Origin of the sequence: Staphylococcus simulans (assembly GCF_025561465.1) — a bacterium.
In the GTDB taxonomy this organism is placed as follows: domain Bacteria; phylum Bacillota; class Bacilli; order Staphylococcales; family Staphylococcaceae; genus Staphylococcus; species Staphylococcus simulans.
Genome location: NZ_CP095100.1, coordinates 700104 through 722963 on the forward strand (window position 1 = coordinate 700104; position 22860 = coordinate 722963).

Here is a 22860-nt window from a genome sequence, read left to right on the forward strand (position 1 = left end):
TAATGATTTGTGTAGTCTAAATAAGGAGAGATGCGACACATGGCAACGACAATCCAATACTTATTACGTATGATTACAAATGAAATGAAAGTAAAAGCTGACCAATTGTTAGGTGTATACGATATTACGTTAGAACAAGCGCAAACGTTACGTTATATTTTTGAAAGTGACACAGGCGTCATTCCGCAAAATGATTTAATTCATATTTTTAATCGTAAAGGCCCAACAGTGAGCAGCGCATTGAGAAGTTTAGAAAATAAAAACTTAATAGAACGTATCAGTGACAAAAATGATACACGTAAAAAAGATGTCGTCTTAACTGCAGTCGCAAAAAAAGATGTCAGAGAAATTATTGAAATCTTAGATGAAGTGGAATCTACTTTATTTTTAGACATTCCAAAAGCTGACCAAGCGGCATTAAAAGAGATATTATTTAAAATGAAAGATAATCTAAATACCTTAAATGAAGAAGATAAAGAATTCTAGTTGTGTATAATTCGTGAATAATAACGCGATACTTTCTGAAAGCGTTGCTGTCAGTTATAATAATGAGTGATGCAAAAAGGAGGGTTTTTAGGTATGCGTAGAATTCTGTATACATTTTTAACTTATACAATTATAGGCTTATTATCAGGTGTTTATTATCGTGAATTGACAAAAGCCTTTGAGTTTACAGGCAAAACACAACTTGCGATTGTGCATACACACATACTAATGCTTGGTATGTTTATGTTCCTAATCTTATTAGTCTTTGAAAAACTGTTCTCAATCAGTAAATACTACTTATTTAACTGGTTCTATTATGTTTATAATATCGGCTTGATTGTGACAGTCGCACTACAAGGCATTAAAGGGACAATGCAAGTGACTGGCGCAAGTGTTTCACCAGGTATTGCTGGAATTGCAGGACTAGGTCACATGACATTATCAGCCGGCTTTATTATCTTGTTCTTCCTATTGAAAAAAGCAATTTTAACACATCCGATTGAAGGACAAACCAACCAAAATAAAAAACTTTAATCTTTATTTTTAAAAGAGATACGACTATTTGTGTTGTGTCTCTTTTTTTAATAGCTAAAGTTTTCCTCATACAACTAAATCATGTAAAATATAAGTGAGAACAATTTTCAATTAATGATTATGCAGCACAGAGAAAAACTAGGAGGCAAGCATAACTATGAAAGATTTAACTATTATCGGTGGAGGACCTGCCGGTTTATATGCAAGCTTTTATGCAGGTATGCGCGGCATGAGTGTGCGTTTAATAGATGTACAACAAGAGTTAGGTGGCAAGATGTGTTTATATCCTGAAAAAATCATTTGGGATATCGGTGGTGTCGCACCGAAACCTTGTTTTGAAATTACGAAAGATATTATTGATCAAGGCCTGCATTTCAATCCAGAAGTACGCTTACAAGAGCGTGTGATGGATATTCATAAAGTTGCAGAACGTCATTTTGAAGTGACAACAGATCAAGGCAATGTATATGAATCTAAAGCAGTCATTATTGCTATTGGTGGAGGAATTATCCATCCGAAACCCTTAGATATTAAAGATGCGAGTCGTTATCAAATCTCAAACTTGCATTATGTCGTACAAAAATTATCACGCTTTAGAAATAAACGTGTATTAATTTCCGGCTCTGGCAATTCTGCGATAGATTGGGCGTGTGAAATAGCGCCTTATGCAGAAAGTGTGCATTTGATATATCGTAAGAATCAGTTAAAAGGCTTTGAAGCAATGCAAGATAAACTCGCAACATTTGGGGTGATTCAACATCCAAATAGTCAAATCACTGCGTTAATCGGGGATGAAGCACAAGAGAATATTGCATCAGTAGTCATTGAAAATAGTGCGACAGGAGAAGCGGAAACTTTAGAAGTCGATGATGTCATTATCAGTCATGGCTTTGATATTGAAAATCCATTGTTAGAAGATGCTTCAACTAAACTAGAAATGATGAATGATTATCAAATTAAAGGACAAGGTAACGCACAAACGAGTGAAGCGGGTATTTTTGCTTGTGGTGATATTATTCATCATGATGCCAAAGCACACTTGATTGCGAGTGCCTTCAGTGATGCAGGGAATGCCGCAAACCTCGCAAAACAATATATTGAACCAGAGGCAGCGAAAGAGGGTTATGTCTCAAGTCATAACGAGGCATTTAAAGAAGAAAACAAAGAAATTATCAAACAATATAATGAATCATAACAGTAGAAAAGGGATGTCTTCTCGAACGTGAGAGGACATCCCTTTAAATGTTTATATCTATTTATTTAAATCTGGTGTTGTAGCTGAAGTACGTTCACGTAATTCTGCTTCAATTTCTTCTAAGCTGCGTCCGCGAGTTTCTGGTAAGTATTTTGCTACGAAGAATAAAGCAAACACCCCAATTACTGCGAAGATTAAGAAGACACCATGTGTTGGTAAGACATCAGTTAACATTGGGAAGAATTGTGCGACTGCTAAACTTCCGATTGAAAGTGTTAAAGCAGCGATTCCTGTTGCGGCACCACGTGCACGCATTGGGAATAATTCCGGCAACATGACCCAAAGTACAGGGCCCCAAGAGAAGCCGAAGAAAATAATAAAGATTGTAAGACAAACAATGCTGATCCAAGCTGCTGATTGGATACCCATGATCCAAATTAGTAACGCCATAATGACTAATGATGCGACCATACCGATATTACCGATAATTAATAATTTCTTACGGTCTACTTTATCAATAATCATAATCGCTACAATTGTCACAAGTACGTTGACTGTACCGATACCGACTGAACCTAAAATAGAAGCAGAGTCACCTAAACCTGCTTTAACAAAAATAGTCGGTGCGTAGTAAATAATTGCGTTAATACCGATGATTTGTTGGAACAATGCGAAGACACAACCGATGATAATCGTTGGACGTAACCATGGTGAGTTTAATACTTTCCATGTACTTTCTGAAATCGCATTGATTTCTTTCATTTCTGAGATTTCATGATCAATCTCATTTTTAGGGAACGTTAAAGCCATTACTTTACGTGCCGCATTTTCACCGCGATGTTCAAGCAGCCATCTTGGACTTTCTGGCATAAAGATAACACCGACTAATAAGATGACAGAAGGGACAACCGCAAGTCCTAACATCCATCTCCAGCCTTCGACACCTGCGAAAGCGTAACTTGTTAAGTATGATGCTAAAATACCGATTGTAATCATTAATTGGTTTAATGAACTTAAAGAACCACGTGATTCTGTCGGTGCCATTTCGGATAGATAAACTGGCACAATAGCTGTTGAACCGCCGACTGCTAAACCAATTACTAAACGACCGATGACTAACATAGTTAAGTTAGGCGCAAGTGCTAGAGCTAATGCACCTACTATGTAAATAATTGCGATAATAAAGACGACGCGACGTCGACCTAATTTATCTGATGAAGGTCCACTTAAACCTGAACCGAAGATTGCACCAATCAACATTGATGAAACGACAAGTCCTTGTGTGGTACCGTTTAGCGGGATTTCATCTGGAATATAAAGCAGGGCACCTGAAATAATACCCATATCATAGCCATATAGTAATCCGCCTAGTGCACCAATGAAAAAGATGAGGTTTTTGTTAAACGTTTTACTCATTATGAGTCCTCCTGGTTATTTTTATCGTAAATTCAGTATACGCTTTCATAAAATTAAAGTAAATATCAATATATTTCCATTAGTACAATAAAGCAAAATAGAATTAAATGTAATTACCATTTTAGTAAAAAAAGACAACTCCAAAATTAGAGTTGTCTGATTGAGTATTTAAATTATTTTTCGTTAATCTTCACGAGATAACGACCAGCACTATGATTATTTAATAAATTATCCATTGCTTCTGGCACGTCATTGAAATCAATGACTTGTTTAATAGAGTGCAGTGCTTCTGGTTTTAAGTCAGTAGCTAATCTGCGCCAAATTTGTTTGCGGACTTTCATAGGTGTTTCTGCTGAATCCACACCTAAAATACTGTTACCACGTAAAATGAATGGTAAGACTGTCGTCTCAAATGCCAGACCTGCTGTATTGCCGATTAACGCAATACTGCCTCTATTTTGCAGTCGTTTCACAATGTCACCGACATGTTTGCCGCCGACAGGATCAATCACTGCTTGCCATTCTCTTTTGTCTAATGGTTTGTCTGAGGTATCTTCGACACGTGGGACCACATCTGTTGCGCCGATAGATTTTAAGTAATCTGCATTTTGTTTATTGCCTGTGCTTGCGATGACTTTGTAACCGATATTACTTAGCATCATGACAGCTAAACTGCCGACACCGCCACTGGCGCCACGTACAAGTACAGGTGAACCTTCTACTGTTAAGCCATTGTCTTCTAATTTTTGGATGGCTAATGCTGCAGTATAGCCCGCAGTACCGTAAATCATGGCTTCTTCTAATGTTAAGTCTTTAGGAAGCGGTACAATCCATTCTTCTTTGACACGTGCGTATTCACTAAGTCCTCCATGATGAGATACACCTAGATCATAGCTTGTCACAATAACTTGATCGCCTTCTTTATAAGTAGAAGTCTCAGACTCTACAACTGTACCTGCTAAATCTATACCTGGAATAATCGGATAGTTTTTAACGACTCCCGCACCTTTTTTAGCTGCTAGCGCATCTTTATAGTTGATGCTGGAGTAAGCAACTTTGATTAATACATTTCCTTCATCTATTGTATCCATGGGTAAATCTTTAAGTTCAGTATGGATTTCTTTGCCTTCTTTTTCTGCATAATATGCTTTAAATGTCTCAGGCATCTTTATCAACCCTTTCAAATAAATAAACTAAAGCGATAGTATCACGAAGTAGCCAGAACAACAAACAGGTTGCTGTAGCTAAATGATAAATATCTGTCATAATAATATTTTCTTAAAAGAATTTTTACAATTTTGATGTTTATAGAATATAATGGAAGTGTATAAGTTAAGGGATAATACATTTAAAAGATTGAAAGCCATTCAAGGAGGAGAACAGAATGAAAAAGTTATTTGCCAGCGTTTTAACGCTATCTTTAGTGCTAGCAGCTTGTGGAAATGATGACAGCAAGAAAGAGGAAGACAACAAAGACAAAGATCAAACAACACAAGAAAGCAAATCTAATCAAGACAAAGAAAAGAACAAAGACAACGAAAGCAGCAAAGATAAAGACAGCAATAAAGAAAAAGAAAACAATGAACAAGCAAATGATGAACAAAGCAATGATAAAGCGCAACAAGACGAGTCACAATCAACAGATGCGCAAAACAATGACAGCAATCAAAATGCGACTTCTGAACAATCAAATAATAATCAACAAGCTTCTCAAACATCAGGTGCCAATGATGGTCAAAATAGCAACAATAACCAACAAGCAACACAGCAAACATCAAATCAAACAAATGCTAACCAAGCATCAAACCAAGGTACAAATCAAACAGGTTATGTAGCACCTTATCAAGGTCAAAATACAGCACCTGCAGCACGTACAATTGGTAAAGCACCAGTAGATCAATCTACTTTAAAAGTATTGCCGAACTTCCCGCAATCACTACAAACTGCACAAAATGAAATCAACAACTTAAATGGTCAATCTAACCCTTACAATGACTTTGGCGTACAAGATAATGGTGACGGCAGCTATTCTTATGTATTCAGTTTCGCAAATCAAGCACAACCTGGCACATATGCATTAGTTAGAGTCGACCAACAAGGTAAAGCAGCAATTTTAGATCCAGCATATCAAGCAGGTCAATAATATAGTATTTAGTTTTAAGTTCAAATAATTGGAGCATAAGATAATCATGCAAAAGGCTCAGCACAAAATATGCTGAGCCTTTTTAATATTATTTTTTAGTTTTTACGTCTTTTTTGACGTTTAGGTAAATGTTGCACAATCAAGCTTGCGATAGTTTCAAATGAATGATTATCTCGATTAATATATGCACTTGCAATATAAGGAATTTCTTGGTTTATGAGTGCTTTGGTTAATGATTCAGCATCTTGATACGTGACTTTATCAAAGTCTTGCCAAACTTCTAGGTATAAACCGCGTTCTGTTTGATAGTGTTCAAGGTTTGGAGTATAAAGCGCAACGGTTTTATCAATAGTTAATGCATCAAAGACAACTGACGAATAGTCACTGACTAATACATCACAAGCAAGTAATAAATCTTGTGTCTCAATTTGAGCAGCAGGTTGAATGACTGCTTGCGGTAATTGTGTTTCAGCTTCTTTACTTTCGATATGGCCACGATAAATCACATTATAATGATCAAGCAATGACTCAGAAAGTGGTAACATATCGTTTGGTTGTGGATCTGTTTTCCATGTCGGCAAGTAAAGTAACGTCGGTTTGTTAGGGTCTAATTTAAGTTGTTGTTTCATATATTGAACATAAGTTTGTTCTTTATATTTATCTAATAAGTATCGGACACGTGGGTAACCGCATGCGACAACTTCTGTATATTGCATAGGGAAGGCTGATTTAAACAAATCAGCTGCATGAGAACTATCGCATATAAAGTAATTTTGATGTAGCCACTTGTTGTATTTTCGTGCACGATAATTATAAATTTCTTTATTTTGATAAGGTTCTGAGCTGTCTAAGAATAACTGTTTTAAAGGCGTGCCATGCCACAATTGAATGATTGTACCGTTCGGTTTGATGTGATCGGGTATATAACTTTCAGCGACGACAACTTCCGCATTTTCAATTAGTTCTTGTGCTTCTTCATGTTCTGGTGATACAAAGTGCGGGCCTGTGGCATCATTTGTGATAAAGAAAGCAGGATATTTAGAGTAATGCTTAGCAAAATAATTAAATAAATAGCGAGAGTTGCCTCTAAAGCCATAATCAAATCCTAAGAAAACGACAGCACCGTTTAATTCCACTGCTTGTTTTTCATAAATATTGCTCATGCTTTGATGCTTTTCAATACTGCGACTGAGTACTGAACGTGTTATAAAGTGCGGCAACATAAAATGTGTCTTCCAAAGTAGTGAATCGACAAATCGTTCAGGCTCAGGTAAAGCTAAATTGCGGAACTTAAACGGTGGTTTTTGATGATGTAAGTAAGCTAATTTATTTAAATTAAATTGTGTAATTGCGTTATATTCATGTTGTTTAATACTTTGATAGAATGTTTGGGAAGTACGGATTGTATGTTTAAAATCAAAGATTACGTGACCATTTGTTTCTACGTTTTGATTTAATAACAGGCCAATTGCTAAATCAAAAGCCGTTTCACAGTATACTTCATCTATAACGTCTAATACTTGCTGAATACTGAAAATAAGATTAGGAAAGTGATTAATATTATTCATCCAAGTATTAAAGTTGATTGTCTGATCTCCAAAATAGCGACAGTCATTTTGATAGTACTGATCGATGGTGTAGTCAACAACGATTGAGTTTTGTGTTTCATGGTGTTTCAATGCTTCTAATTGATCAGGATAAATATCTATATTTAAATCAGAAGGAATAAAATGCGTGTAACCTTTAGCTAAGGCTTCTTGAAGGTTAATGCGCATTTTTTCATTTGATTGATATTCTGTTGTTAATATTTTCATATTATGACCTCAGTTTGATTATATTAAACTATATTTTAACATTTTGACTGCAAACTGTGAATGACAAGACGTATACGTTATTAATTAAACTGTACTATTATAATTTAAATTTTGACTAATACAGATGATTCATAACATTTTATGATGTAAGCGAATACATTGATATGTAAGGGTTTCCAATCGAAAAACAGTTTGAAAAAATTATGAAAAACTAATTGAACAGCTCCATAAATAGTGTTATATTATATGTGAAATAAATCACAAGACTAAATTTGATTTTGCAAATAAATATAAACACAAAATAAACTACAGAAAGAAGCGACAGAAATGTTAGTATCTTCATTTGATCCATTCCACAATTTACTTATTTCAAGTCTCGTAGCAGGTGTGCCAATTATCTTATTCTTGCTATGTTTGACAATCTTCAAAATGAAAGGAATTTATGCTGCATTAACAACATTAATCATCACAATGGTTGTTGCAGTATTTATCTTTAAACTTCCTGGAGCGATGGCCACTGGGGCGGTTATCGAGGGATTCTTCCAAGGTTGGTTCCCAATTGGTTATATCGTTATTATGGCAGTTTGGCTTTATAAACTCTCAACAAAAACTGGTCAGTTCAGTATGATTCAAGATAGTATCGCTACAATCTCTCAAGACCAACGTGTGCAATTATTGTTAATCGGTTTTTGTTTTAACGCGTTCTTAGAAGGGGTTGCAGGTTTCGGTGTACCGATTGCAATCTGTGCGATTTTATTAATTTATCTTGGTTTTAAACCATTACAAGCAGCGATGTTATGTTTGGTCGCTAACTCAGCAGCAGGAGCATTCGGGGCTATTGGTTTACCTGTTGCCGTTATTGATACTTTGAATTTACATGGCGGTATTACTGCACATGAAGTTTCAACTTATTCAACATTAACTTTAGTATTCATCAACTTCTTTGTTCCGTTTTTAATTGTCTTTATCATTGATGGTTTCAAAGGTATTAAAGAAACACTACCATTTATCTTAACGGTTTCAGTGGTATATGCTGGTTTCCAAGGTGTGTTAACATTCTTTCAAGGTCCAGAGTTAGCAGACGTGTTACCACCTTTAGCAGCAATGGGTGCTTTAGCTATTATGAGTCGTAAAATGCAGCCGAAACATATCTTCCGTATTGACGAAAACGTGAAACCACCGGTTACACAAAAATTAAACTTTAAACAAATTATGTATGCATGGAGTCCATTCTACATTTTGACAATCTTAATTATGTTTTGGAGTATGCCATTCTTTAAAGGCTTATTCTTACCGGGCAAACCATTAAGCTTTTTAGCAGCTAAATTTACAGTACCAGGTACTTATAGTGAAGTGACTAAAAAAGCTATTGTGTTGAACTTGAATATCTTAGGTTATACAGGTACAGCAATTTTATTAACAATTATTATTACTGTATTGTTATCTAAAACAACTGGTTTTAAAGATGCATTTAGTTTATTAGGTGAAACATTTAAAGAATTATGGATTTCAGTTGTCACAATCTGTTTTATCTTAGCTGTTTCAAAATTAACAACTTATGGCGGTTTAAGTGCTGCAATGGGACAAGGTATTTCTAAAGCAGGCGGTATCTTCCCATTATTCTCACCAGTATTAGGTTGGATCGGTGTATTCATGACAGGTTCAGTAGTTAACAACAACTCATTGTTCACACCAATTCAAGCTTCAGTTGCTAGTCAAATTGGCGTTAGCGGCGGCTTATTAGTTGCAGCAAATACAGTAGGTGGGGTAGCAGCAAAAATTATTTCTCCACAATCTATTGCGATTGCGACAGCAGCCGTTAAACAAGTAGGTAAAGAGTCTGAACTCTTAAAAATGTCATTACGTTACAGTGTAGGCATGTTAATCTTCATCTGTATCTGGACATTAATCTTATCTTTAATTTTGTAATAGGTAACAATGAAAATAAAAGAAGCGGAGTCGAAATTATTTCGGCTCCGCTTCTATATTTATCATAATAACTAATTATTCAGATGTTTCTAATGCTTTCGCAAAATCTTGATAGACACTATCTGCTGAATAAGTTTCAACAGTCGCAAAAGCATTTTCGATAATCTTTCCTTGTTCAGAAGGTGGTGCAGACATTACATTTAAAATGTGTTCTGAAAGGGAAGATATATTTTGATATTCAGCCAGGAATCCATTTTGGTTAGATTGAATTAAAGTTTCAGGTCCTGTATTACCTTTAAAGCTGATTACGATGCTGCCTTGATTCATGGCTTCTAAAATGACTAAACCAAACCCTTCATTACGAGATGGTACTACTGTAATCATACTTTCAGCCAAACGTAATGGCAGATGCAATGTAGCAGGATGCAACTGTACAATATCTTTTAATTGATGTTGTGAAATGAATTCTTCGAGGTCATGTTTTTGTTGACCATCACCATAGATATGTACAGTGAAATTCATTTCACGTAAACTGTCTTGAATCATTTCTACACTGCGTAATAAAAGATCGAAACCTTTTTCATATTCTAATCTTCCGGCCGCAATAATTTGCGGTTTCTTTGGAATTTCAATACGAGGTTCATTCATCATATTTGGAACGACATAGACAGGGGTGTCAATGATTGATTTGAATGCTTTGCGATCAGCATCCGTTAAGACTGTAATACGATTTAAGCGTTCATAAGCAGATTTAATTTCTTGTTGATAACTCTTAGTGTAAGCTTCCCAGTTCATATGTTCCATGCCGACAGTTAGGACGTGGTCAGGTGCATAATCTGCAAGCAGCAAATTATAGCTGGCACGTGTACCGACTAACACATCTGTTTCTACATGTTGAATCGCATGAACGATTTTCTTTTCAACATGACTTGAAAATTGCGATAAGCCAGGTTCATTTTGAGTGATCAGTTGCGGCTTGAGGAATGGTGTCCATTTACGTAGACGATTCATCAAGATATCTACTAAGTTATGAGGTTTTAAATTATAATCGACCAATGCTTTGACTTCTATATCTTGATGCAGTTTGAAATAAGGTGCTTTACTTCCTTTGAAAACTGATATAATTTCCACTTTATGACCTTTCACTGCCAACACATTTGCGAGTTGTGTTACGGCCTTGACAGTACCGCCCATTGAATAAATGTTGTGCATTAAAAAAGTGATAGATTTCACGTGGTGTCACCCCTCCTGTATATTTCTGTTTAATTATAGCATAATTCAAACTATGCAATACAAAGGTACATGCTTTGCAATATATTTTTAACCTGCACTTAAAACAAAATGAATCGTATTTTCGTGTTTAAGCACCTTCCCCCTTTTGTCTTAATCTGTTTATGTATATAATAAAGGAATAGAACGAAATCATTTAGCAACAATATCCAGGCATGACTTAGGTGTGTTATTTTTTTAAGTGTTTAATTAAGCGCTTTCTCAAGAGAGGGTTGAGAGAAGAGAACGACATACTTAAGAAGGTGTCATCTTCATTATGAAAAAGGGGGCTGTATTTGTTATGAGTTCACAACATAGCAAAACAGATGTCATCTTAATTGGTGGCGGAATCATGAGTGCGACATTGGGTACATTACTAAAGAAAGTTGCACCAGAAAAAGAAATTAAAGTATTTGAGAAGTTGGACGCATCTGCACAAGAAAGTTCAAATGCATGGAATAATGCGGGAACAGGGCATTCTGCACTATGCGAAATGAACTATACGAAAGAAATGCCTGACGGTTCTTTGGATATTTCTAAAGCCTTAAAAATTAATGAACAGTTCCAAGTTTCTAAAGAATTCTGGTCTTATTTAGTAAAACACGGTAATTTGACACAGCCAGAAGCATTTATTCATACGGTACCGCATATGAGTTTCTGTATCGGTGTGCGTAATGTAGATTTCTTAAGACGTCGTGTCAAAGCATTGAAAGAAAATGCATTATTTAATGAAATGACAATGACAGAAGATAAAAACCAAATTGAAAAATGGTTGCCTTTAATGATGGAAGGCAGAAATAACAATATTCCAGTTGCAGTCAGCCGTGATGAGACAGGTACAGATGTTAACTTTGGTGCTTTAACACAAAAACTATTTGACTTCTTACAACAAAACCAAGTCGATGTAGAGTATGAGCATCAAGTTACAGACTTAAAACAACGTAAAGATGGTACTTGGAAAGTTAAAGTGAAAGACTTAAAAACAGAAGAAACAACAACTTATATTACTGACTTTGTATTTATCGGAGCTGGAGGCGCTAGCTTGCCACTGCTTCAAAAAACACATCTGCCAGAATCGAAACATATCGGCGGATTCCCAGTCAGCGGTTTATTCTTAGTCTGCCAAGATCCTGAAATTGTAAGTCAACATAACGCGAAAGTGTACGGTAAAGCTAAAGTAGGCGCACCGCCGATGTCAGTACCGCATTTAGATACACGTTATATTGACGGTAAACAATCATTATTATTCGGTCCATTTGCAGGATTCTCACCTAAGTTCTTAAAAACAGGTTCAAACATGGACTTATTCAAGTCAGTTAAACCCAACAACTTATTGACGATGTTATCTGCAGGTGCGAAAGAAATGAAATTAACACAATATCTGATTTCACAATTAATGTTGTCAGATGATGAACGTATTGAAGAGTTACGTGAATTTATCCCGAATGCGAAGAAAGAAGATTGGGATATTGTCGTAGCAGGACAACGTGTTCAAGTCATCAAAGATACAGACAAAGGTAAAGGTACATTACAATTCGGTACAGAAGTTATTTGTTCTGAAGACGGTTCACTTGCCGCATTACTTGGCGCATCACCAGGTGCTTCTACAGCGGTGGATGTAATGTTAGATATTTTACAACGCAGCTATAAACATGAATTCCCAGAGTGGGAAACAAAAATTAAAGAAATGATTCCATCATTCGGTCAAAAACTTGCGGAAAACCCAGAGTTATATAAAGAAGTTAAAGCGGATGTTGAACATTATTTGAAATTAAATAATCAAAAATAAGCCATAAAAACAGCGCTTCAGTCAGATTTAATTCTGATACTGAAGCGCTTTTTGTTTTTTATTGATTTAATGGTTCCAAAGTAGGTGTGTTATCTGCTTGTGATAACGGCATACTTAAAATAAAGGTACTGCCTTCACCTAGAGTACTTTCCACTTTAATATCTCCACCGTGCAAACGCATAATCATTTGTGCGATGGCTAGACCTAAGCCATTGCTTGTCGCAGAAGAATTTCCTTTATAGAAACGTTCGAAAAGATGAGCTTGTACATCCTCTGACATACCTGGACCATCATCTGTAATACGACAAATCATAGTTGTATTATTTTCAGAGAATACATCTATATCAATACTGCCTTCTTGTTTAGTATATTTAATTGCGTTGGTCAATATATTATGAAATGCCTGATAAAGCAGACGATAGTTACCTTTGACTGTAATTGGTTCAAGATCAGTCATAATTAATAAGTCTTTGGCGTCAATCGCATACTGTTCGTGACGCACCATTAAACGCAGCATCTGAGTAATTTCAACGTCATCGTCATAATCTAAATGGTCGTTGTTATCTAACTCTGCAAGCAATAACAATGCTCGCGTTAAATTACTAAGACGACTCGTTGTCGTATGAATTTCATCTATATAATACTGTCTCGTTTCGTCGTCTTTCGCTTGACTGAGACGATCTAATAGCTGATGGATATGCGTTAAAGGTGTTTTGATTTCATGCGAAACATTTTGAACAAAGTGCTGACGCATGTCATCAAGTTGTTTAAGTGACACACGCATTTGTTCGAAACGATATTGGAGCGTACCTAGCTCATCATGACGTGTCGTTTCTATCGGTGTGCTAAAGTCACCCTCCATCAAACGATTAGTTGCATTTTTAAGTTGTGTAATTGGTTTGATTAACGTGTAAGTTGAACTGATAATCAGTACCATCGCAATAATGAGTAATAACACAATTAATACTGCTAAGAACACACGGAACTCACTGAATGATTTACCGATATCAGGACGCATAAACACCGCTACATTACCTTCTGGTGTCTTAAAGCGTGTGCCGACAGTATTGTTGGTTTCATTATCAAAGAAACCTGTCACAAAGAGTTGGTAGGGATGGTTTTTAATTCCGTGATAATTATGTCCTTTCAATACACTATCAATGGTCTCTTGAGTCAGTGTATCGCGTCTGAAACTTGCGCCATAAAAAGTTTTATGACCTTTTTGATCGACAGTGACAAGCTGGAAGTTCAGTTCGCTTAAATGTTTGAAGTAGGCTTTCATATTAGTTGTATGGGATTCTTTTTGGTACTTTTTAGCTTCTTGTAAGGTGGTCATAATCTTATGGTCATTTGAGGGTTTCAAAGCAACGTGATACAAAACATTGGTCAAAATAAAACTTGCGACAGCGCTGAGTAATAAAATGACAATCGTGTAGACTGCAATCCGTGTATAAAGTGATTTAAACATGAACTTCCACCTTATAACCTAAGCCTCTGACCGTTTCAATCGTGACATTACTGCCGATTTTCTTTAAACGGTTACGTAAGCGTCTGATATGCACATCAACCGTACGGTCATCCCCTTCATAATCAAATCCCCATACACGTTCAATACATTCTTCTCGTGAAAAAACTTGTTTCTCATGACTTGCTAATAAGAAGAGTAAGTTAAATTCCTTATTCGGTAAGGTCATTGTTTTTGTATCGCAAGCAATTTCTAAATAAGATTGGTTCAGTTTTAAGTTACCAATGGTTAATTCATTTTCCGCATTAATTTGATAGCGTCTTAAAACAGCTTTGATCCGGAAGATGAGTTCTTGTACTTCAAAAGGTTTGGTTACATAGTCATCAGTACCCGTTAAATAAGCTTCTTCTTTATCACTTAAAGCATCACGTGCGGTCAACATAATGACCGGCATTTCATAAGAAGCTTTTATTTCATTACATAATTCAAAGCCATCCATGCCATCCATCATAATGTCGACAATCGCAATATCAGCTTGATGTGTTTCTAAATAGTTTAAGGCATCACGCGCATTGGAATGCGTGGATGTTTTAAAACCTTCACGTTCTAAATAGGAAGATACATAATGAAGGATTTGATAATCATCATCGACAATGAGACATGTTGTCATCCTTATCACTCCTAGTAATCATTTAGATTAATTATACCTTTCAGTAACTGAGTGACACAAATATATCAAATGAACAAAAGTTTCGGTTTGTTCATATTGAGTTCATAAAGCCTGCTTACAATATAAGTATCATAAAAGAAAAAGGAGTCAATAATATGAAGTTAGCATGGAAAGAGATCGTATTCTATAAGTTCAAATATATTTTAATAATGCTGATTATCTTGTTACTGGCTAGCATGGTATTATTCATTAGCGGACTCGCACAAGGGCTTGGACGCGAAAACATTTCTATGTTAGATAATATGAATGCTGAAAAATACGTCGTACAAGATATGAAAGAGCCGGTGATTGAAAAATCAGCGCTTAAACCAGACGAGAAAAAAGACATCGAGAATGTAGTCAACGCAGAGCCATTCCAAATCGGAATGCAATCAATGAAAAGCGAGAATTCAAATGACCTAGACATCATGTTGATTAATCCTGGTAAAGACTTCAAACCAGCTTTATCAGAAGGTCATTATCCAAAAGCTGATAATGAAGTTGTTATTAATAAAAAATTAACAGCTGATGGTGTGAAAAAAGGTGACACTGTAACATTCAAGAATGGTGACAAAGATTATAAAGTTGTAGGTCTATTAGAAGACACAATGTATTCACACACATCTGCAGTGATGACAACAGGCGATACGTTTGAAAAATTAGTGCCAAAAGCAGCAACATTCTATCCATTAAAAGATGTATCTAAAGCAGATGAGAAAAAAATTAATGACATTAACGGTGCAAAAGTAGTAACTGAAAAAGACTTAACTGACAATATTCCAAGTTACAACGCAGAGCAAGCACCATTAACAATGATGATTGTCAGCTTATACGTGATTTCAGCAATTGTCTTAAGTGCATTCTTCTACGTTATGACAATTCAAAAAATCTCTGAAATCGGTATTTTAAAAGCTATCGGTATCAAAACAAGACACTTGTTATCATCATTAGTATTCCAAATCTTACTTGTTACAATGATTAGTGTGGTTGTTTCATTACTGATTATTAGTGGCTTAGGTATGATAATGCCAGTAAGTATGCCGTTCCACTTAACTGCAGGCAACATGTTACTTGTAGTAGGCGTCTTCGTAGTCGTTGCAATTATCGGTGCAGCATTATCATTCATTAAACTCGTTAAAGTAAATCCAATCGAAGCAATCGGAGGTGAAGGATAATGGGTTTAGAAGTTAAAGATATTACAAAATCATTCGGTACTGGCCAAGCTAAAACAGATGTTTTAAAAGGTGTTAACTTTGAAGTTAAAACTGGAGAATTCGTTATCTTGAGCGGTGCTTCAGGTTCAGGTAAATCAACGTTATTAACAATTTTAGGTGGTCTACAAGATCCAGATACAGGTAAAATTATCTACAATGGTGCGCCATTGTTCTCAAAAGAAAAAACAAACTCAGATATGCGTTTAACTGAAATCGGCTTTATCTTCCAAGCTTCGCATTTAGTGCCTTACTTGTCAGTTCGAGACCAATTGACATTAGTAGGACAAGAAGCGGGCATGTCTAAAAAAGATGCGAAAGCACGTGCAGAGCAATTATTAGACCAAATCGGTTTGAAACATCGTTTAGATGCTTATCCGTTTATGTTATCTGGCGGTGAAAAACAACGTGTTGCGATTATGCGTGCATTCATGAATAATCCAAAAATCATCTTAGCTGACGAACCAACAGCAAGCTTAGATGCCCACCGTGCTACAGAAGTAACTGAAATGATCAGAGAACGTATCACAAATGAAGATATGGTCGGAATTCTTATCACACATGACACAAGACTCTTTGATTATGCAGACCGTGTCATTGACTTGTTCGATGGTAAAATTATTAATAAAAAAGATGACAGTGAAGAAGTATAAACACAGTCAAATATAATTAACGCTCATAATAGTAGCCAATGATTAATCGCGTTAATTGGGGAAACATGATTAAGGGAAAATAATGTAAAAAAAGTTGAGGTCAAACCTAAAATAGGTGAGTCCTCAACTTTTTTATTTATATACATAGTATTATATGAGTTAGAACATAGATAAAAAGAATTCAAGTAATATAGGGTGTTTAATGAACATACTGCCAATGAACAAAGCACCGAAATAAATGGTTAATAACAGTTTATAACAATACATCAAAGCAAAAAAGTCTCTGATTAATGCTGTATCAAAAAATGGATAAGGTGTGCGACTGCCAGCACCGACTGCGTTCATCTTAAGAACTTGTGCAAAACGCAAGCCGCGTAATATGTGAAATTGACTCGTGACAATAGCGATGTGTTCAAAAACTTGATTGCTGATAAGTGCTTTTGTATTATTCAGGTTTTCAAAAGTGCTATGTGATTGATCTTCTAAAATAATACGATCTTCTGGAATGTGTTGTTCAATTAAATACGCTTGCATGGCTTCAGCCTCTGACACTTTATCTCCTTCACCAGTCCCGCCGCTGACTACAATGTAAGGATTGCCATGATGATTTTGATATAAAGCAACTGCGCGATCTAAGCGCCAAGCCAGCATTTGTGTCACTTGATTGCGATATAAACCTGCGCCTAGTACAATGATTACATCAATCGGTTCTGGCAGTACGACCATACTAAATGCTGAAGACCAACTTAAATAGTGGACTAGGGCAAAGAGTGTACTGATAGTAATCCAACCGATCCATAAGAAAAGTGCATTCAGCACGGGTACTGGAATATGACTTAATAAATTTAAAGCCAATGCTAAGAAAGTAACAGCTAAAGTCAGACCCAAAATTCTTGTGAAGAACATACGTGCACTTTTCCAAACTAAAATAGCCCGATGCTTGAATAATAAAAGTAAGGCACCTATTATTGATACGCTGGCTAAATCATAAGGCAATGTACGCGTGATTAAATGAATAAATAATATGATGAATCCTAAGACCAGAGTAATGAAAAAGGATTGTATATTTAAAAAGCGATAGTGATTAAAGTATAAATAGATATAACTACATAAAATCAATAGGCTTAATATGAGTGAAAGTAATAGCATAATTAACCTCTATATAATAAATTTCCTTCTTCTAATCTTACCCTATTTCGCCTTATGTTACTTTAGATATGATATGATTAGATATACGGATTGTTTAATATGTAGAATAAAAAGGTTCTCATACTGAGATGCAATAAGAAATTTTTATAGTTATGAAGGAGAAAATCATGGAAAACATTGAGCAACACACGCAGTTTATGGCAATGTTTATCGAAGATATTAATACCCTCATGGCAAGTTTGCTAGAAGGTTTACGTAAGGAATATCATATTTCGATTGAACAATCTCAAGCTTTATTTTTACTAGACAATAATAAATCTTTGACACTTTCAGAAATTACTGAAAAACAAGGTGTCAATAAAGCTGCCATCAGTCGTCGAATTAAAAAGTTAATTAATCTTGAATTAGTTGAACTTGTAAAACAAAATGAAAACGTAGACCAACGTTTGAAGTATGTGAGACTTACTGACAATGGTCGCGAATATATAGAACGTACTAAAGTGATTGTAAATGATGTTTCTACATACTTGCTTCAAGATATATCACAATCACAAATAGAAGAAACAGCTAAAAACTTAAGAATTATCGATCAACGTATTAAAGAATATATTTCTAAAATTCGATAAATCAAATAGCATTGATAAAAATCGGTACCTTATCAAAGTGTACCGATTTTTGTCATAATTACTGTTAAAAAAGGACATAAGGCTAAATACTGATATAATTTTATTGTGTAGTCTATTATAATAGAACTATCCAACAGTTTTACAGAAGAAATGTCGGTTTTAGTTTTACTTTTTTGTGCAATACCTGTAAAATTTGTGCGGGTTACATAAAATTTAAGAAAAACAAACATTCTTTACATAGAAAATCGAGTTAGTTTCAACATTTCCTGGGAAATGTGAATAAAATTTGAAAGTATTGAAACGAGGTGAACTGTCAATGGGGCAATCCGAAAAGCCGGATTCTAATGAAAGCCGCAAAACGCGTGAACAACGTATGCGCACAAATCAGAATCTACGTAAAATGGTGCCGTGGGGTATCGGTATTTTTATCGTTATCTTATTGATTATTCTGTTTTTCTTGTTGAGAAATTTCAATACACCAGAAGCACAAGCAAAAATCTTAGCGAATGCAGTGAAGAATAATGATACACAACGTATTGCGACGATTTTAAGTACACGTGAGAATAAAGTAAGTACGTATGAAGCGGAAACGTACATTAAATATATAAAAAGCGAAATTGGCCAGAATAAGTTTGATAAAGAACTGCAAGAGACGATACGCAACATAGACCGTAACGACAAAGATGCCAGCTTTATTAAAACACCTGATGGCAATAAAATACTGCGCATTACTAAAAATGGCCGCCGTTTTATTTTCTTTGATAATATCAGTTTCACTACGATTACTAAGAAACCGATTATTAAACCTAAAACGAAAACAACGTATATTTTTAGAGCGGATGATCGAAAACGTAAAGTTATCGCAGAAGCTAATGAAGCCACTATGTTAGGTAACTTTATTCCAGGTGATTATAAAATTCCAGCAACAAAAGAAACAGCTAATGGTAAATTCAGTGGTTATTTGACTTTCTCATTTAAAAACAGTAACAGCGAAACAGTCGATGTTTATGAAAAATTCCCTGAGGCGAATTTAAACATCAAGTTAGAAGGTGCCAATAAATTAGAAGGTAAGCATACGAAAGTGAAAATTAATGGTAAGTCTTACAATTACGATCACACACGTTTATATGGACCTTACCCTGTAACTGATGAAGTTGAAGTATCAGCAGAAGGTAAAGTCAAAGGCAGAACATTCGAATCTGACAGCATAAAAATTTATCCGAATGAATTAAAAGAGAATACCCCTGTGACGTTACACTTCGAAAAAGAAAAAATTGAGAAGTATGTTGAAGAGAAAGAAAAAGAGGAAAACAGTTTAAAAAATAAATTGTCTCGGTTCTTTGATAAATATACGTCAGCTTTAAATGAAGCGTCGACGAATAATAACTTCGCAAGTGTGTCTCCGTTTTTAAAATCAGGAACGGATAATTATAAACAGACACAACATTTGATTCAAACAGGTCAAGGTGCAGCGTCTTTTTACCAATCGCCCCAAGTCGTTGATGTAACGACTGAAGGGGCGCACGTTTACGCTGAAGTCTTAACTTTAAATAACCAAGGTGTATGGGTTAAATCAACCTATAAACTTTTAGATGATAATCATAAATCGGGTCAGATACCAAGTACTGACGACTTGAAAATTATCAGCTATCAATCATAAATAAACTCCTTTTTATCCATTGGATAGAGAGGAGTTTATTTAATATACGTCACTTGTAGTTTTGTTTATTTGAAATACGTGTTTTATTTTCATTGTATTATTTTGACTATCGGTATAACATGAGGATATTAATTGAATTGTACAGAGAGAAAGAAGGGGATTGTTTGTGAGTCAGGGACATACATATCAAAAGCGACCGCCTATATTTTTGATTATTATCTTAGGGGCGCTGACAGCCATCGGTGCGTTATCCATCGATATGTTTTTACCAGGGCTGCCGCAAATCAGATCGGATTTTAATACAACTGCATCTGCGGCACAATTAACACTGACTTTATTTATGGTTGGATTAGCGTTTGGTAATTTGATTATGGGACCTTTATCAGATGCTTATGGAAGAAAACAACCTTTAATTATAGTGATGGTCATCTATACTATCGCAAGTATAGGTATTGTTTTTTCAGTGAATATCACGATGATGATCAGTTTAAGATTGATTCAAGGATTATGTGCAGGGGCAGCTGCGGTGATTTCACGAGCGATTGCCAGTGATATGTATCATGGAAAAGCTTTAACAAAATTCCTAGCTGTTTTAATGTTGGTGAATGGTGTCGCACCTGTGATTGCGCCAGCAATGGGCGGCATTATCTTATTATTTTCAACATGGCATATGGTCTTTATTATCTTAACGATTTTCGGGATTTTTATGGTATTCAGTACCTCTATACGTGTGCCAGAATCATTAAGTAAGCAAGCGAGAGAGCCAGCTGATATCAAATCAATTTTAATTCAATTCAAACGTTTGTTGAAGCGCCCGAGATTTGTTTTACCAATGTTGCTTCAAGGTATGACTTTTGTGATTTTATTCAGTTATATCTCAGCCTCTCCTTTTATTACACAACGTATTTATACACTTTCACCACAAGCGTTCAGTATTATGTTCGCAGTGAATGGTATCGGCTTGATTATTTCATCACAATTATCTGGTAAATTAGTTGATTACTTTTCACCTTTAGCAATAATGCGTGGTTATACTTGGGTTCAACTCGTCGGAGTTGTCTTGATTTCAATTGTGCTGATTTTCCACTTGCCCATTTTCTTTTTATTCATAGCTTTCTTTGTGTTAGTCAGCCCAGTAACAGGTATCGCAACACTTGGATTTTCAGTGGCGATGGATGAACGTACAGGAGGCGGGGGCAGTGCTTCTAGTTTACTCGGTTTAGTTCAAACATTAATCGGAGGCATCAGTACACCGTTAGTCGGTTTAATGGGTGAAAGCAGTTATATCCCTTATTTAATTATCATTTTTATCGCATCAATTGTATTAATAATACTTCATTTGATTACTGCCAGAGTCTTTGCGCAGCCTCTATCAGAGAATGAGTAGTGAAAATATATAAAGCAGTGTTTTATTTATTCATATAAAAAGAGGAAGTGTCTTCGTCAGACGCTTCCTCTTTGCTTATTATTGAGTATTTTAAGCTTGTTGTCTCATTTTAATAGTATTGACTAACATTGTTTGTGCCATTGCTTCAGGTGCTTCTGTACAATCACGTCTTAACCAAGTATGAATTACACCTAATTGGCCTCCGATTAAGTAATGTGCAAAGTAAATCTTATCTGAAATACGTGTATAATCATTCAACAATCGTTCGTAAGATTCATGTGTAAAAGTGACGAATTTAATAATCACATCTTTTTGTGGATGTGTGACAAAGATGGCACGAAAAAATCGTTGAAATCGATTAATGTATCTGAAGATAATACGGAAAAACTGAAGCAGCTTTTGATTATCCTTTTTAATGGTTTCAAAATCTTGATATACAATGTGCATTAACTTTTGATAACGCGACATGTGATAGTTTTGAATCTGTTCAAATAAATCGTATTTATCTTGGAAGTAGTCATAAAAAGTAGAACGGTTAATACCACTATATGCGCAAATCATTTTAATTGTGATTTCTTCTGGCGCATAGTTTTCCATCAGACCAATTGTATTTATAAATATTTTGATTCGAGCACGCTTTTTCATCTCTGCACCTCTTCGTTACACTTTAGAATCGCCCGACACATTTTTTAAAAGTGTTGGTGTTTTTTTAAGTTACATGTCTTTATACTATTAAAAGTGACTTTGAAAAGCAAATAGGAGGAAAGTATGTATGAAGAAGTTAATCATTATTAATATTGTGACAATCGTAGTGCTTGTGTTAATCGGCATCGGCGGATTTTACTATTATAACCAAGCAACAAGTTATATAAAAACAGATAACGCGAAAGTAGATGGCCAACAAATTAAAATTGCGAGCCCTGTTTCAGGTAAAGTAGAATCATTTGATGGCAAAGAAAACAAATACTATAAAAAAGATGAACAAATCGCAGAAGTAGCAGGTAAAGGAGAAGACGGTTCTCCACAAAAAATGGATATTAAAATGCCTCAAGCCGGAACTATTGTGAAAACAGATGCGCAAGAAGGCGGCATGGTTCAAGCAGGTTCTCCAATGGCATATGCTTATAATTTAGATGAATTATATATTACCGCAAATGTAGATGAGACAGACATTGGCGATGTTGAAAAGGGTAGAAAAGTAGATGTTAAAATTGACGGTCAAGATTCTAAAATGAAAGGTAAAGTAGAACAAGTCGGTAAAGCGACAGCTTCAAGTTTCTCTTTAATGCCTTCATCTAATAGCGACGGCAACTATACTAAAGTATCACAAGTCGTACCTGTGAAGATTTCACTTGAAAATGCACCGGCAAAATCAGTGGTTCCAGGTATGAATGCTGAAGTAAGTATTCATAAGTAAGGAGGTCA

At 35.4% G+C, this 22860-nt stretch carries 20 protein-coding genes; 12 read left to right on the forward strand and 8 right to left on the reverse strand.

Annotated features, from left to right (window positions below; all coding sequences use genetic code 11):
- Positions 1–39 precede the first annotated feature (39 nt).
- The 3 genes from MUA87_RS02840 to MUA87_RS02850 all read left to right on the forward strand — a co-directional run bounded on the left by MUA87_RS02840 (position 40) and on the right by MUA87_RS02850 (position 2215).
- On the forward strand, positions 40–486 hold the full coding sequence (locus tag MUA87_RS02840; protein ID WP_002479711.1) for a MarR family winged helix-turn-helix transcriptional regulator: 447 nt from the start codon (positions 40–42) through the stop codon (positions 484–486).
- A 93-nt stretch (positions 487–579) separates the two neighbouring features.
- Entirely contained in the window at positions 580–1020 is a 441-nt protein-coding gene (locus MUA87_RS02845) for a DUF2871 domain-containing protein (RefSeq protein ID WP_002479710.1), read from the forward strand.
- 157 nt (positions 1021–1177) lie between these two features.
- The gene (locus MUA87_RS02850) at positions 1178–2215 is read left to right on the forward strand and encodes an NAD(P)/FAD-dependent oxidoreductase (RefSeq protein WP_262551276.1); all 1038 of its coding nucleotides are present in this window, start codon (positions 1178–1180) and stop codon (positions 2213–2215) included.
- Positions 2216–2272: 57 nt separating this feature from the next.
- On the opposite strand, the gene glcP is transcribed toward MUA87_RS02850, so the two are convergent.
- Positions 2273–3631, reverse strand: a complete 1359-nt coding sequence (gene glcP, locus MUA87_RS02855) for a glucose transporter GlcP (RefSeq protein WP_002479708.1) — start codon at positions 3629–3631, stop codon at positions 2273–2275.
- 173 nt (positions 3632–3804) lie between these two features.
- Positions 3805–4797 carry an acrylyl-CoA reductase family protein gene (locus MUA87_RS02860; RefSeq protein ID WP_002479707.1) on the reverse strand — a complete coding sequence of 331 codons (993 nt, stop codon included), beginning with the start codon at positions 4795–4797 and terminating at the stop codon, positions 3805–3807.
- A 218-nt stretch (positions 4798–5015) separates the two neighbouring features.
- Between MUA87_RS02860 and MUA87_RS02865 the strand changes: the two genes are divergently transcribed.
- A complete protein-coding gene (locus tag MUA87_RS02865; protein WP_060803616.1) occupies positions 5016–5774 on the forward strand; it encodes a hypothetical protein in 759 nt (252 codons plus the stop codon).
- A 95-nt stretch (positions 5775–5869) separates the two neighbouring features.
- On the opposite strand, the gene MUA87_RS02870 is transcribed toward MUA87_RS02865, so the two are convergent.
- On the reverse strand, positions 5870–7588 hold the full coding sequence (locus MUA87_RS02870; protein WP_262551277.1) for a CDP-glycerol glycerophosphotransferase family protein: 1719 nt from the start codon (positions 7586–7588) through the stop codon (positions 5870–5872).
- 327 nt (positions 7589–7915) lie between these two features.
- Here MUA87_RS02870 and MUA87_RS02875 point away from each other — a divergent pair, with 327 nt between their 5' ends.
- On the forward strand, positions 7916–9517 hold the full coding sequence (locus MUA87_RS02875; RefSeq protein WP_002479704.1) for an L-lactate permease: 1602 nt from the start codon (positions 7916–7918) through the stop codon (positions 9515–9517).
- 75 nt (positions 9518–9592) lie between these two features.
- Here MUA87_RS02875 and MUA87_RS02880 read toward each other — a convergent pair whose 3' ends face one another.
- Positions 9593–10750, reverse strand: a complete 1158-nt coding sequence (locus MUA87_RS02880) for a glycosyltransferase (protein ID WP_002479703.1) — start codon at positions 10748–10750, stop codon at positions 9593–9595.
- Between the two features lie 337 nt (positions 10751–11087).
- Between MUA87_RS02880 and mqo the strand changes: the two genes are divergently transcribed.
- Positions 11088–12575 (forward strand): malate dehydrogenase (quinone), encoded by a 1488-nt coding sequence (mqo, locus tag MUA87_RS02885; RefSeq protein ID WP_023015054.1) that lies wholly within the window; start codon positions 11088–11090, stop codon positions 12573–12575.
- Between the two features lie 58 nt (positions 12576–12633).
- On the opposite strand, the gene MUA87_RS02890 is transcribed toward mqo, so the two are convergent.
- Positions 12634–14043: a sensor histidine kinase gene (locus tag MUA87_RS02890; protein ID WP_262551278.1), complete on the reverse strand. Its 1410-nt coding sequence runs from the start codon at positions 14041–14043 to the stop codon at positions 12634–12636.
- The gene (locus MUA87_RS02895) at positions 14036–14710 is read right to left on the reverse strand and encodes a response regulator transcription factor (protein ID WP_002479700.1); all 675 of its coding nucleotides are present in this window, start codon (positions 14708–14710) and stop codon (positions 14036–14038) included. Before MUA87_RS02895 ends, MUA87_RS02890 begins: the two co-directional genes overlap by 8 nt.
- Positions 14711–14865: 155 nt before the next feature.
- On the opposite strand from MUA87_RS02895, the gene MUA87_RS02900 reads away from it, so the two are divergent.
- The gene (locus tag MUA87_RS02900; RefSeq protein WP_023015052.1) at positions 14866–15924 is read left to right on the forward strand and encodes an ABC transporter permease; all 1059 of its coding nucleotides are present in this window, start codon (positions 14866–14868) and stop codon (positions 15922–15924) included.
- Positions 15924–16613, forward strand: a complete 690-nt coding sequence (locus MUA87_RS02905) for an ABC transporter ATP-binding protein (protein WP_002479698.1) — start codon at positions 15924–15926, stop codon at positions 16611–16613. Before MUA87_RS02900 ends, MUA87_RS02905 begins: the two co-directional genes overlap by 1 nt.
- Before the next feature lie 159 nt (positions 16614–16772).
- Here the strand turns inward: MUA87_RS02905 and MUA87_RS02910 are convergent, their stop codons facing one another.
- Positions 16773–17519: a YdcF family protein gene (locus tag MUA87_RS02910; RefSeq protein WP_234016479.1), complete on the reverse strand. Its 747-nt coding sequence runs from the start codon at positions 17517–17519 to the stop codon at positions 16773–16775.
- A gap of 410 nt (positions 17520–17929) precedes the next feature.
- Here MUA87_RS02910 and MUA87_RS02915 point away from each other — a divergent pair, with 410 nt between their 5' ends.
- The 3 genes from MUA87_RS02915 to MUA87_RS02925 all read left to right on the forward strand — a co-directional run bounded on the left by MUA87_RS02915 (position 17930) and on the right by MUA87_RS02925 (position 21435).
- Complete coding sequence (locus MUA87_RS02915; protein ID WP_002479696.1) at positions 17930–18388, forward strand: MarR family transcriptional regulator TcaR; 459 nt, start codon at positions 17930–17932, stop codon at positions 18386–18388.
- 316 nt (positions 18389–18704) lie between these two features.
- Entirely contained in the window at positions 18705–20048 is a 1344-nt protein-coding gene (locus tag MUA87_RS02920; RefSeq protein WP_262551279.1) for a TcaA second domain-containing protein, read from the forward strand.
- 166 nt (positions 20049–20214) lie between these two features.
- Complete coding sequence (locus MUA87_RS02925) at positions 20215–21435, forward strand: putative multidrug effflux MFS transporter TcaB (protein WP_262551280.1); 1221 nt, start codon at positions 20215–20217, stop codon at positions 21433–21435.
- A 90-nt stretch (positions 21436–21525) separates the two neighbouring features.
- On the opposite strand, the gene MUA87_RS02930 is transcribed toward MUA87_RS02925, so the two are convergent.
- Complete coding sequence (locus MUA87_RS02930; protein ID WP_002479693.1) at positions 21526–22080, reverse strand: TetR/AcrR family transcriptional regulator; 555 nt, start codon at positions 22078–22080, stop codon at positions 21526–21528.
- Positions 22081–22207: 127 nt separating this feature from the next.
- Between MUA87_RS02930 and MUA87_RS02935 the strand changes: the two genes are divergently transcribed.
- A complete protein-coding gene (locus tag MUA87_RS02935) occupies positions 22208–22852 on the forward strand; it encodes an HlyD family secretion protein (protein WP_002479692.1) in 645 nt (214 codons plus the stop codon).
- Positions 22853–22860: the final 8 nt, after the last annotated feature.

Excerpts from the sequence above, each read along its gene's own strand:
- MUA87_RS02840 (WP_002479711.1), top strand. The coding sequence starts at position 40 with ATGGCAACGACAATCCAATACTTATTACGTATGATTACAAATGAAATG.
- MUA87_RS02845 (WP_002479710.1), top strand. The coding sequence starts at position 580 with ATGCGTAGAATTCTGTATACATTTTTAACTTATACAATTATAGGCTTA.
- MUA87_RS02850 (WP_262551276.1), top strand. The coding sequence starts at position 1,178 with ATGAAAGATTTAACTATTATCGGTGGAGGACCTGCCGGTTTATATGCA.
- glcP (WP_002479708.1), bottom strand. The coding sequence starts at position 3,631 with ATGAGTAAAACGTTTAACAAAAACCTCATCTTTTTCATTGGTGCACTA.
- MUA87_RS02860 (WP_002479707.1), bottom strand. The coding sequence starts at position 4,797 with ATGCCTGAGACATTTAAAGCATATTATGCAGAAAAAGAAGGCAAAGAA.
- MUA87_RS02865 (WP_060803616.1), top strand. The coding sequence starts at position 5,016 with ATGAAAAAGTTATTTGCCAGCGTTTTAACGCTATCTTTAGTGCTAGCA.
- MUA87_RS02870 (WP_262551277.1), bottom strand. The coding sequence starts at position 7,588 with ATGAAAATATTAACAACAGAATATCAATCAAATGAAAAAATGCGCATT.
- MUA87_RS02875 (WP_002479704.1), top strand. The coding sequence starts at position 7,916 with ATGTTAGTATCTTCATTTGATCCATTCCACAATTTACTTATTTCAAGT.
- mqo (WP_023015054.1), top strand. The coding sequence starts at position 11,088 with ATGAGTTCACAACATAGCAAAACAGATGTCATCTTAATTGGTGGCGGA.
- MUA87_RS02890 (WP_262551278.1), bottom strand. The coding sequence starts at position 14,043 with ATGTTTAAATCACTTTATACACGGATTGCAGTCTACACGATTGTCATT.
- MUA87_RS02895 (WP_002479700.1), bottom strand. The coding sequence starts at position 14,710 with ATGACAACATGTCTCATTGTCGATGATGATTATCAAATCCTTCATTAT.
- MUA87_RS02900 (WP_023015052.1), top strand. The coding sequence starts at position 14,866 with ATGAAGTTAGCATGGAAAGAGATCGTATTCTATAAGTTCAAATATATT.
- MUA87_RS02905 (WP_002479698.1), top strand. The coding sequence starts at position 15,924 with ATGGGTTTAGAAGTTAAAGATATTACAAAATCATTCGGTACTGGCCAA.
- MUA87_RS02910 (WP_234016479.1), bottom strand. The coding sequence starts at position 17,519 with ATGTTCTTCACAAGAATTTTGGGTCTGACTTTAGCTGTTACTTTCTTA.
- MUA87_RS02915 (WP_002479696.1), top strand. The coding sequence starts at position 17,930 with ATGGAAAACATTGAGCAACACACGCAGTTTATGGCAATGTTTATCGAA.
- MUA87_RS02920 (WP_262551279.1), top strand. The coding sequence starts at position 18,705 with ATGGGGCAATCCGAAAAGCCGGATTCTAATGAAAGCCGCAAAACGCGT.
- MUA87_RS02930 (WP_002479693.1), bottom strand. The coding sequence starts at position 22,080 with ATGAAAAAGCGTGCTCGAATCAAAATATTTATAAATACAATTGGTCTG.
- MUA87_RS02935 (WP_002479692.1), top strand. The coding sequence starts at position 22,208 with ATGAAGAAGTTAATCATTATTAATATTGTGACAATCGTAGTGCTTGTG.